Source organism: Acinetobacter sp. ANC_7553 (assembly GCF_056779895.1).
The window spans coordinates 179,155-190,862 of the sequence record NZ_JBWYIV010000003.1 but is presented as its reverse complement, the minus strand read 5'-3'; the positions used below and the strand labels follow the sequence as shown (position 1 = coordinate 190,862).

Genomic DNA, 11,708 nt, shown 5'->3' with positions numbered 1-11,708 from the left:
TGATAAATATTTGAATACTATTGTAAATATTGAATAAAAGCCTAGTAGAGCGCTAATCTAATGGAACATTAACACCATGATTGGGGGTGATGATGTTAACTGTTCAAGAAAATCAAATCATAGAAGAAATTTATGAGGCTGCCTTAAAGCCACATCACTGGGAAAATGTTTTAAAACAGGTCGTGGAATTTACACAGAGTTCAACGGCGATCTTTACTTACTTTGATCAGCTTCGGCCCGAACAAAATTTTATTTACACCATTAATATCCCGATTGATGGAATTCAAAATTATCAAACGTATAACTTAGATGTCGTAGACATGCGTATTCACGGTCAGTTAATGAATACCTATGGATTAGAGCATGCCTATCAAATTGATTGTCGATCATATGCTGAAACAGATAATGAGGATTTGAAGAACTTTTATGAATATTGTTTAGTTCCTTCAAACATCTGTTATCTCAGTGGGGTATTGTTAGAGTATGGAAAATATAAATGGGGCGTGCTTGCGGTACATCGACCATCAGATGAAGCTGCTTATGATACTGCTGAATTACAAAGTTTAGAAAGACTCGCAAAACACTTTAGAAGAGCGATTCAAATTCATCGACAAATTAAGCTTCTTCAAAATGATAGAAGTAATTACACCGAAATTTTAGATAAGTTGAATGTGGGTGTGCTCGTCGTTCAATCTAATCTAGAAGTGAGATTTGTGAATCAGTATGCGAAGGATTGTTTGAATGATACGAGTATGATTGAAATAGATTTGCATAACAGATTAAAAATAATCGAGCCTTATAATGCTCAATTAAAAAAATTGGTGCAGAGCACATTCAAAAAGAATGAGCGTTATTCATTAGAGAGGCATGATCAAGAAGAAGTTGGGGGTGCAATGCAGTTATATAGCGATCGACATCAATCTGCTTACTTAATCACAGTCTCACCACTTAAGGTGCTGTCAGATTCAATGATCTTAGACAATAATCAAGTTGCATTATTCTTATCAAAAATGCAGGATCGAAAACGCTTGTCTAAAATATTACTGAAGTCAACATTCCAACTGACAGCTCGAGAAATTGAAATTTGTCAGCATTTTATGGACGATCAGCATCTTGAAAATATTGCTTTGAAATGTGGGATTACGCTGAGTTCACTGCGGACATATCTGAAAACGATTTATCAGAAGTTAGGATGCTCCTCACAAGCTGAAATGATGCGGATTTTGATCGAATTTATTGATGCTTTTCAGCATATTGAATAATCCCCCTTTAACGAAGATGTTGAAGGGGGATAAAATTAATTCATTCTGGTCAGTGTAAATGTGCCTTCATCTGCTACGGTAAAGCTTAAACTTTGAGTAGAAATTTGTAATGGTAAGCCTAAATGCGCGTCTGTATTGGATAATCCAGCACAACCATTTGTATCAATGCTGAGGGGCGTGGTAACAAAGAGCTTGTTGTCGCGTAATTGATAACGACCATACTCAATACCAGGGCCACCACAAGGTCCGTCATATGGATCTGGTTGATCATCGCCAACAGCATCAACCATAATAAAAGTGTTATTAGAATTAAATACGAAAATTTGTTTACCACTTGAGGACTGCCATGCGCCTACAATTCCACTATTATTTCGAGGAACTCGCGTAAACTCTGCACTTTCATCAGGATTTTCAGCTTCAGAAATCTTAAGTATAGAACCATCAAAAGATAGTTTCATTGAACGCGATTCCCCATGATCGAGAAGTCCCCAATCTTCATTGGTATCAATCACAGGCGTAGTAATATTTATTGAAGAAGCGTATAAACTTCCACTTAGGGCATCTAGATTTATTTTGGCGTATTCCATGCCATTTGAAGAACTATTAGGCTCGTTCGGGATTGGTTCACCGAGCATATATTCGCCATTCTCTCCAATAAATAACACAATTTCAGACTCATCATTTTTTGCATACCATACGCCTTGAATATCTTTGAGCAGTGAGCTGCTAAAATGTTCTTTAGCTTGCTCTTCACTGACTACTATATTGGAGGCAATTTCAGGAATATTGATAATTTGACCTTGAAGTCGCTCTCTAAAATCACTTGTCGCATTGCTGAAATCAATCGATGTTGGCGAGAAATTTGAAACATCATCTGGGATTTGTATGGTCTCTTTATCCTCATCGATATCCAATGATTGTAAAAAAATCAGTAGATTGATAATTCTCTTGTTACGTTCATCTGCATTTAAATCTTCATTCACGAGTTCATTTGGTGTCACACGAGCTAAACCTTGTACGGTACCAATTTCGATATCACCAATTTTAAATGTAATGACATCTCCATCTCGATATTCAAACTCCCCATTTGCATTGGTCTTCTTCGCATTGTCATTATTGCCATTCACGATATATGTCGCACCTGCTACTGGGCTGTCAGTCAGTATTCCTATTTTAATCTGATCATCATTTTTTGCGGATTTATCCGAACCACCACAAGCTGCTAAACAGGTACTGAGCGCCAGTGTTATAAGAGCTTTTTTCATCATTTCCCCCAAATCATTCGTATTTTTGTACCTCGAATATAGTTTTAAAAAATTGAATATGACTATCCTCAAATTGGGAGGGGGTGATGGCATTAATGCTGCGTAATTTTAGAAATTTTTTACTTTTGAGAAATTGCGCATATTTTTTTTTGAAAGATCAGATAAGCGGTTCATAGGTGAGGGCTTCATATTTTCTTCTTAATTCGATCAATGTTGATCGTTTCTGTTATTAGTTCTTGTTTTTTTATTCATAGTCACTGAATATCAATTAAATTTTTATATATTTTAATGAAAACACTTTCTAGAATTCTTTTGACGGCTTAACGACTATGTTATCTAAGTTCTTTATTGAACGACCTATTTTTGCTGGCGTACTTGCGATTATTGTCATGGCAATTGGTATATTTGCGGTGATGAGCTTACCGGTAGAACGCTATCCTGATATTGCTCCGCCAAGAATTACTGTATCAGCAACTTACACAGGAGCTGATGCCGAAACAGTTGAGGAAAGTGTCACACAGGTCATAGAACAACAAATTAAAGGAATTGATAACTTACTTTATTTTAGCTCTACCAGTAATGCATCTGGGAATAGTCGAATTAGTTTAAGTTTTGAAAACGGAACTGATCCAGACACAGCACAAGTCCAAGTTCAAAATAGCATTAATGGGGTGATCAATCGTTTGCCTGAAGACGTGCAGCGTCAAGGGGTCAATGTCTATAAATCCTTAGGTGACACCTTTATGGTGGTGGGGTTATATGACACTACGAACCAAAGTAATAATATTGCGTTGTCAGATTATTTGGCTGATCACATTGAACCAGAAATTGCGCGTGTAGAAGGTGTTGGTGAGGTTGATGTCTTTGGTTCTCAATATGCCATGCGTATTTGGCTAGATCCGAACTTATTGAAACAATATCAGTTGATGCCTAGTGATATTCGTGCCGCAATTGAAGCACAAAATACACAAGTTGCTGCAGGTGGAATCGGAGATTTACCGACAGTAGCAGACCAGTATCTTAATGCAAAAGTTACCGCTGGATCACGACTAAGAACAGTCGATGAATTTAAAAATATCATTGTCAAAGCGACCCCTGATGGAAGTTTTATTTATTTAAAAGATGTAGCACGCATTGAGTTAGGTGCTGAAAATTATCAAGCTTTTAATACCATTAATGGATCACCTTCAGCAGGCTTGGCTGTTTCAATGTCATCTGGTGCAAATGCTCTTGCAACCTCAGCTAAAATTAAAGAAGTACTTGAGGACATTAAGAAAAAACTTCCTGAAGGCTATCAAATTGTCTACCCACGAGATAACACGCCGTTTGTTCAAGAGTCCATTAAAGAAGTTGTAAAGACCTTAGTTGAAGCCATTATCTTGGTCGTGTTGGTCATGTTTATCTTTTTACAAAGCTGGCGCGCAACACTTATTCCAACGGTCACGGTTCCAATTGTTATTTTGGGCACTTTCGCCGTCTTATTTGCGCTCGGAATGACCATCAATACATTGACACTTTTTGCATTAGTTCTTGCGATTGGATTACTTGTAGATGATGCAATTGTGGTGGTCGAAAATGTCGAACGTTTGATGCATGAAAAGGGGCTATCTGCAAAGCAAGCGTCTATCTTATCTATGCAAGAGATGACGGGGGCTTTAATTGGAATTACAGTGGTGCTAACTGCAGTATTTATTCCGATGGCTTTTTTTACAGGATCGACAGGAGTTATATACCGTCAGTTTTCAATTACCTTGATTGCAGCCATGTCACTGTCATTGTTGGTCGCGTTAATTCTCACACCAGCATTGTGTGCGATTATTCTTAAACCTAAACAACAAGAAGCAAAATGGGCGACATGGTTTAATACAAAAATGGAATCATTACGATTGCATTATCTAAAGTGGGTTGAAAAAAGCCTGTCACTAAAATGGATCGTTTTAACCAGTTTTTCTGGGTTAATTGTGATTTTTGCTTTGTTTTATAAGTCGCTTCCAACCAGCTTTATTCCAAGTGAAGATCAAGGTTTTATCAGTGTCCAATTCAGTTTACCTGAAGGCGCACCTATGACAGAAAGTCAGCTTGTTGGTGAAAGTATTCGAGAGTATTTTCTTGAACAAGAAAAACAGAATGTTAGGTTGGTTCAAATTCGTTATGGACGAAATTTTTCAGGAACGGGTCAAAATTTAGGAACAGGATTTGTAGCATTACATCATTGGGATGATCGTCCAGGTGAGGCAAACTCTGCACAATCCATTCGTGAACGAGCGATGGAGTTCTTTAGAAAAGACAGTCGCGCTCGGATTATGGTGAGTTTGCCAGGTTCTGTAAGTGGTCTTGGCGATACAAACGGCATCGAGTTTTGGCTGCAAGATTTAAATGGACAAGGACGACAGTATTTAGAAGATCAATTTCAAGCGCTAGAACGACAGGCAATCAACTTCACGACTTTTGAAAATTTGGGCAAACGCTCTAATCCAGATAAAGCCAAATTGAAAGTGAATATCAATCAAAAATTAGTGATGGCGAATGGTCTTTCACAATCTGCGATTAATAGCACTTTGGCTGCAGCTTGGGGTGGTTCTTATGTGAACGACTTTATTGATCGCGGACGTATTAAACGCGTCATGATGCAGGGGGATGCCGAGTATCGTTCAAAGCCTGAAGATCTCAATTTGTGGTCTGTACGAAATAATCAAAATCAAATGATTTCATTTGGTAATTTTGCCACTGTGGATTGGGATGGAGGCCCTGATGTGGTGACTCGTTTCCAAGGTTATTCCGCGCTACAAATGGAAGCAGACACTGCAAAAAATGTGAGCAGTGGTGCTGCAATGCGTGATATCAAGTCTATGGTTGATCAATTGGACGGGGTTGGGCTAGCGTGGAGTGGATTATCGTTTCAAGAGCAACAATCGAGTACACAAGCCATTTGGCTTTATCTCATCTCTGTTGGCTTTATCTTTCTATGTTTAGCTGCCTTATATGAAAGTTGGTCGATACCTTCTGTTGTGATTGCTGCTATTCCATTGGGTATTGGCGGTAATATTATTTTTAGTTGGTTGGTCGGATTTCCAAACGATATTTACTTCCAAATTGCGTTACTTACGACGATTGGGTTGTCATGTAAAAATGCCATCTTAATTGTTGAATTTGCGGCAATGGCTCAGGAGCGTGGAGCTAACGCGATTGCTGCTGCTTTACAAGGTGCAAGTTTGCGCTTACGTCCAATTTTAATGACCTCGCTTGCTTTTGGTGCAGGGGTTATACCTTTGGTATTTGCTTCAGGTGCGGGTGCTGCCAGTCGTCAAGAAATTGGTGTCAGTGTCCTTGGTGGGGTAATTTTCGGCACAATTTTAGTTCTAGCCTTTATTCCCTTTATGTTTGTTATCGTTCGGAATATTTTTAAATATAAATCAAAATCAGCATCTGAAACTTAATGTGGTATCCGCAGTATAAAGAGTATGGTACTGCGGTTGATTTAATCCATTTTTAAATATCAGTTTTTGACAAGATCAATACGCACTAACATTTTCAATTAGTGTTAGCATGCCTTGCGTAATTCTAAACGATAATAAATGAAGCGATTATGGATCAAATTAAACAAGATCATAAAATTGAAGCATTACAACAAGCATTGATCAATTCTGATGTCGCTCAGATTGATCATATTGCGGATACGATTAATCCTGCAGATTTGGCTTTGTATTTACAGCAATTAGAAATTGATCAACAAATACAACTTATCCACCATTTAGAAAACGCAGCATATGTATTTGAGTTTTTGCCACTCAATCATCAAGTACAGTTGGTTAAAAAAATGGACGGTAAAAGTACAGTCCAGTTAATTCGTTCAATGCATTCAGATGCTCGAACTGATTTGTACAAAGCTTTACCGGATCAAATAAAAACATTTGTTTTTGCGAATTTAGATCGAGAAACAAAGCAGCAAGTTCAATCTTTGGCACTGTATGCTGAGGAAACGGCTGGTGCGATCATGACATCTGATTATGTCACTTTGCCATCAGACATCTCAATGCAACAAGCTTTAGAGATTTTGCGTCATTCCGCCAAAGATACTGAAACCTTATATCTGATCTATATTACCAATCAATTTCAGAAACTTGAGGGTGTAATTTCTCTTCGAGAAATTGTGCAAGCACCTTTGGATAAAACAGTCCAAGAAGTCATGACCACTGAGGTCATTTACGGACGGGTAGATGAGGATCAGGAATCAGTGGCAAAAAAATTAAGCCACTATGATTTTATCGCCTTACCCATTTTAGATCATGATGATCATCTACTCGGTATCGTCACTTATGATGATGCTATGGATGTATTCCAAGAAGAATTTACCGAGGACTTTTTGAAAAGTGGGGCGGTAGAGCTTAAAGAAAATATCAGTATTCGTTCAGCACCAATATTATTGTTATTTAGACAACGTGTTTTTTGGCTAGTGTTTCTGGTCTTTGGCAGCCTACTTTCGAGTATTGGGATCGCCCATTATGAAGACATCATTGCTGCGCATATTGTTTTGGTTTTCTTTTTACCGCTATTGGTTGGGAGTGGTGGTAACGCAGGCTCCCAATCTGCAACCTTGATGGTTCGAGCAATCGCAACTGGCGATGTAAAAGCCAAGGATTGGTTTGTGTTGCTTGGTCGTGAAGCGATGGTTGCTCTATGTTTGGGTACAACGATGGCTGCAGCTGTTTCAATTCTTGGCTATATCCGTGGAGATATGATGGTCGCTTTAGTGCTTGCGATCAGTATGATGGGTATTGTCATGATGGGCTGTCTGATCGGGATGAGTTTACCATTTGTACTCAATAAACTAGGACTCGATCCCGCAAGCGCATCTGCACCCTTGGTCACTTCAATATGTGATGCAACTGGTGTATTGGTCTATTTATTTATTGCTTCACAACTCTTATTCTAAGGCTATGACTGATGGAGTATCTTTGCAGGATGTTGCTTAAATGACAAATAAAAATAAATTAACCCAAGCTGAAGTCATCAAAATGGAACGCGATCTTGCCAAGTTCGCAAACATGATGGATTCCGTCGTAAGAATTCCATTCACTAAACAAGGGGTAGGGGCTGATGCAGCATTGAGTACGATTCCTGTGGCGGGTGACGTAGCTGGATTTGTACTTACATGTTATGCAGTATTACAAGCTCGAAAAATCGGTGTGCCCCAATCTAAATTGAATGGCGTGCTTAAACTTGCTGTGATGGATGGTGTAGTAGGTTTAATCCCTGTTGCAGGTACACTCTTTGATGTGTTTATTCGACCGAGTCGCAAGGCTTTAGATGTGGTTCATGACCATATTCGTGAAGAGTATCAGATTCATTCAGACCATCATGTGGTACACCCATTTTTACATGAAAACTTAGAGCGTAAACAGCAGAACTCTGCCTTCTGGCGAAATCCTGTCGTGGCATGGATTTGGATTCATATTCCTGATTTACTGGGTCTTCTGTTTTTAATTATTTTTGGTGTTGCCTTATGGTTTGGTGTCACGTTCTTATGGCAATGGTTTCAATCTATTTAAAGTCTTATAGATTGAGTCCATTAAAAAAGCCTCCGTATGGAGGCTTTTTTTAGATGCCGATTAAGGACAATCAAGTTGTTGTAATGCTGCTACACGTTGCTCAATTGTTGGGTGTGTTTGGAAGAGTGCAGCAAGGCTGAATCCTTCTTCACGACCTGATGAAATTGAGAACGCTTTCATTTCTTTAGGCATTTGATCTGGCATTTCAGTTTCTGCTTGCAAGCGAAGTAATGCACTGATCATGGCTTGTTTACCTGCTAAACGCGCGCCAGCCTCATCAGCACGATATTCACGATAGCGAGAGAACCACATGACAATTGCCGAAGCAAGAATACCGAATACGATATCTAACACGATTGTAATGAGGAAATAGCTCCAGCCCGGTGCTTCACCTTCTTCTCGACCAAATACGTTGCGATCTACAAAGTCGCCGACGATACGCGCGAAGAACATCACAAACGCGTTGACTACACCTTGCACTAAAGCAAGGGTGACCATGTCACCATTTGCAACGTGACCAATTTCATGCGCCAACACTGCACGTAATTCATCTTTATTCATGCGTTCCAATAAGCCTGTTGAAACAGCGACTAAAGCATCGTTTTTGTTCCAACCAGTTGCGAAAGCATTTGATTGATAAGATGGGAAAATACCAACTTCTGGCATTTTAATACCAGCACGTTGAGAAAGTTGTGCCACTTCATTGAGTAACCATGCTTCCGCTTGGTTGCGTGGAGCATTGGGATCAATTAACTCTGTACCTGTGGTTTTCTTTGCAATCCACTTTGACATGAATAGGGAGATTAAAGAACCCACCATACCAAAGACAAAACAGATCACAAGTAAATTGCCAAGATTCAAGCCACCCGCGCCATGGTAACTACCGACACCGAAGAGTGACAAGATTATGCCAGCTACCACCAGTACCGCGAGGTTGGTCAGCAAAAACAAACCAATCCGCATCATCGAGAAAATCCTCTTATAAATAAAATTTAATAAGCTTTTTGAATTAAAAAACCTACGTCAAATATGCTTTCGAATAGGGAAAATTTCAAGAAAAAAATAAAAAATATAACGAAAAAATTGATATTAATTCGAAATATAGATTTTCGCTGATGCTGTGGCATTATTTGTAGAATATGAACCAGCTGGTGCGTCAGTAAAACTGCCATCAGCGGCCACAATAATTTGGCGAGGAGGTGACTTTGGTTTAGCTGGTGCAGTCACTTGAGCTGATAAATTCTGATTGTTATAGCTCGGTGAACTTAACTTAGAAGATACCGATGCTGAATAACTATTGGTTGGATTTGAGCCTACACCATTGGCGTATAAATTATTGTAACGACTGAGTACACGTCTGACATAGTCTTGAGTTTCGCGAAAGGGCGGAATTCCACCATATTTAGCAACATTTCCTTCGCCAGCATTATAACCCGCTAATGCCAATTGCGTATTGCCATTAAAGCGTTTCAATAACCAAGCCAAATATTTTGCACCAGCGAAAATATTTTGTTCAGGATCATATGCATTATTGACATTAAATCGTTGTGCAGTCGCAGGCATCAATTGCATAAGACCCTGAGCACCAACAGGGGAACGTGCATGTATATTAAAACCAGACTCTGTGTGCATCACCGCTTTAATGAGTCCTTCAGAAATGCCGTGTCGTTGAGCTGCTTGGCGAATATAGCCATCAAAGGCATTTCGATTTTTACTATGGCTTGGGAGAACAGATGCTTCGTTGCTTCCCCAATTGCTGTAACTATGAATATTGCTATCTGGATAGTAGGTTTTCTTTTCAACTTTAAGATGGTTGTATTTGTTTTTGCGGTTGGTCAGTACGGTAGTGCCGTTTGAATCTTTCAGCTGATAGATTGTTTGACCTGCAGAAGCCTGTGGCGAGAATATTAGAAAATTCACACACCCAAATAACGCTATGACTTTTATTTTATTTGTAGTTTTCATCATTCGAACACTATTTTTGTCCCTAAATGATATGTGGGTGATTTTCTGCAATGGAGATGTCTCTCAACTATGTAATGTTTTTTAACAATTCGTTGTAAAAAAATCAAGTCTTAATTGTTGGCTTAATATCCAAAAAAATTATTTATTTTTATTTATAAACAACTGCTTGACACATATAAGTCATTGAATTTTAAGGATATAGAATAGTGGTTAAAAAATGATCAATCTAAGGGAAAGCACCATCTTATCTTGCCAAAACTTTGTCAACCCCTAAAAAGTCCACAATTTTATCCACAGGTTTTGTGGAAAACTGTGGAAAAGTCCAAAAGATAAGCAATTCGACTAAAAAATGAACCCAAGCGTCCATTTTAGATGTGTGAATAAGACAGTGTTATGAAAAAATAAAAATTAGATGTAAAAAACAGATTCTTTAGATGCGATTAAGCACTGAATCGGCTAAAATTGCGCAGTATTTTTTTTTATGGTTAATGTCGTCTATGTACTCGCCAGTTGAATCCAACCAAGGATTTAATTTTAAGCCAGAGCCACCTACAAGTTCTGCATATTATCGTTTATTAAAAAAACTTCGTCGTCAAGTAGGTCATGCAATCCGTGACTACAAAATGATTGAGGATGGCGATAAGGTCATGGTATGTATTTCAGGTGGTAAAGATAGCTATACCATGCTGGACATTCTCCTGCAGTTTAAACGCATAGCACCAATCAATTTTGATGTTGTGGCTGTGAATCTTGATCAGAAACAACCAGGGTTCCCTGAGGATGTATTACCCCGTTATTTAGAAGAAAATAACATTCCGTACTACATCTTAGAAAAAGATACATATAGCATTACCAAAAAGCTTACACCTGAAGGTAAAACCTATTGTGCAGTGTGCTCACGCTTGCGCCGTGGTTCTTTATATGGTTTTGCTCAAGAAATTGGCGCGACCAAAGTTGCTTTAGGTCATCATCGTGATGATATTATGGCAACGTTCTTCTTGAACCTATTCCATGGCGGTAGTTTAAAGGCGATGCCACCAAAACTACTTTCATCGGATAAAAAGAATATTTTGATTCGTCCTTTGGCGTATGTTGAAGAGAAAGACATCATCAAATACGCTGAAATGCGCAAATTCCCAATTATTCCATGTAACTTGTGTGGTTCGCAGGAAAACTTACAGCGTGCAATCATCAATGATATGTTGCGTGAATGGGATAAAGCTCATCCAAAACGTTTACACAGCATTTTTGGCGCGTTACAGAATGTCTCGCCATCGCAATTGGCCGACCGAGATCTTTTCGATTTTGAAGCCTTAGATGGACAACGTGAAGTTGATTTTGATGTGACTTGCTCAACAGCCGAAGGGGACACACCAAATAAGCGTATTAGCATGGTCAATCTCGGTTTTGCTGCTGAGTAATTCGTCTTAATTTAAAAAGCACTTTTCGAAGTGCTTTTTTTTATTTCTTAGATTTTTACAATTTAATGAAGGCGTTGAGTCGATTTACAAAATGATGTTTTTTGTCACTTTAGGTCGTAGTACCGATACAAAAAATCATTGACAAACTTGTGAAAAAATAAAGCTTTGATGATATTTAGACGATTAGTTTTATTTACAAAAAAAATCGAACGCAGAGTACAAAAAAACGTATCGCATTTGGAAAAT

Annotated in this window: 8 protein-coding genes; 5 read left to right on the top strand and 3 right to left on the bottom strand. The window is 38.6% G+C overall.

Annotation, left to right across the window (positions count from 1 at the left end; translation table 11 throughout):
• Positions 1-92 precede the first annotated feature (92 nt).
• Positions 93-1,262 (top strand): LuxR C-terminal-related transcriptional regulator, encoded by a 1,170-nt coding sequence (locus AC1M9I_RS04025; RefSeq protein ID WP_481588543.1) that lies wholly within the window; start codon positions 93-95, stop codon positions 1,260-1,262.
• A 35-nt stretch (positions 1,263-1,297) separates the two neighbouring features.
• On the opposite strand, the gene AC1M9I_RS04020 is transcribed toward AC1M9I_RS04025, so the two are convergent.
• Complete coding sequence (locus AC1M9I_RS04020) at positions 1,298-2,527, bottom strand: hypothetical protein (protein WP_481588542.1); 1,230 nt, start codon at positions 2,525-2,527, stop codon at positions 1,298-1,300.
• Between the two features lie 329 nt (positions 2,528-2,856).
• On the opposite strand from AC1M9I_RS04020, the gene AC1M9I_RS04015 reads away from it, so the two are divergent.
• The 3 genes from AC1M9I_RS04015 (at position 2,857) to AC1M9I_RS04005 (ending at position 8,076) form a co-directional block, all read left to right on the top strand.
• Entirely contained in the window at positions 2,857-5,964 is a 3,108-nt protein-coding gene (locus tag AC1M9I_RS04015) for a multidrug efflux RND transporter permease subunit (RefSeq protein ID WP_481593186.1), read from the top strand.
• A 158-nt stretch (positions 5,965-6,122) separates the two neighbouring features.
• Complete coding sequence (gene mgtE, locus AC1M9I_RS04010; RefSeq protein WP_481593205.1) at positions 6,123-7,460, top strand: magnesium transporter; 1,338 nt, start codon at positions 6,123-6,125, stop codon at positions 7,458-7,460.
• 40 nt (positions 7,461-7,500) lie between these two features.
• A complete protein-coding gene (locus AC1M9I_RS04005) occupies positions 7,501-8,076 on the top strand; it encodes a DUF4112 domain-containing protein (RefSeq protein ID WP_035266953.1) in 576 nt (191 codons plus the stop codon).
• Between the two features lie 60 nt (positions 8,077-8,136).
• Here the strand turns inward: AC1M9I_RS04005 and htpX are convergent, their stop codons facing one another.
• Together htpX and AC1M9I_RS03995 are read right to left on the bottom strand one after the other, a co-directional pair.
• Entirely contained in the window at positions 8,137-9,042 is a 906-nt protein-coding gene (gene htpX / locus AC1M9I_RS04000) for a protease HtpX (RefSeq protein ID WP_035266954.1), read from the bottom strand.
• A gap of 123 nt (positions 9,043-9,165) precedes the next feature.
• On the bottom strand, positions 9,166-10,023 hold the full coding sequence (locus tag AC1M9I_RS03995) for a lytic transglycosylase domain-containing protein (protein ID WP_481610736.1): 858 nt from the start codon (positions 10,021-10,023) through the stop codon (positions 9,166-9,168).
• A 515-nt stretch (positions 10,024-10,538) separates the two neighbouring features.
• On the opposite strand from AC1M9I_RS03995, the gene ttcA reads away from it, so the two are divergent.
• Complete coding sequence (ttcA, locus tag AC1M9I_RS03990; RefSeq protein ID WP_035266955.1) at positions 10,539-11,462, top strand: tRNA 2-thiocytidine(32) synthetase TtcA; 924 nt, start codon at positions 10,539-10,541, stop codon at positions 11,460-11,462.
• Positions 11,463-11,708: the final 246 nt, after the last annotated feature.

Coding starts and splice junctions, on each gene's coding strand:
- AC1M9I_RS04025 (WP_481588543.1), top strand. CDS start 93: ATGTTAACTGTTCAAGAAAATCAAATCATAGAAGAAATTTATGAGGCT.
- AC1M9I_RS04020 (WP_481588542.1), bottom strand. CDS start 2,527: ATGAAAAAAGCTCTTATAACACTGGCGCTCAGTACCTGTTTAGCAGCT.
- AC1M9I_RS04015 (WP_481593186.1), top strand. CDS start 2,857: ATGTTATCTAAGTTCTTTATTGAACGACCTATTTTTGCTGGCGTACTT.
- AC1M9I_RS04005 (WP_035266953.1), top strand. CDS start 7,501: ATGACAAATAAAAATAAATTAACCCAAGCTGAAGTCATCAAAATGGAA.
- htpX (WP_035266954.1), bottom strand. CDS start 9,042: ATGATGCGGATTGGTTTGTTTTTGCTGACCAACCTCGCGGTACTGGTG.
- ttcA (WP_035266955.1), top strand. CDS start 10,539: ATGTACTCGCCAGTTGAATCCAACCAAGGATTTAATTTTAAGCCAGAG.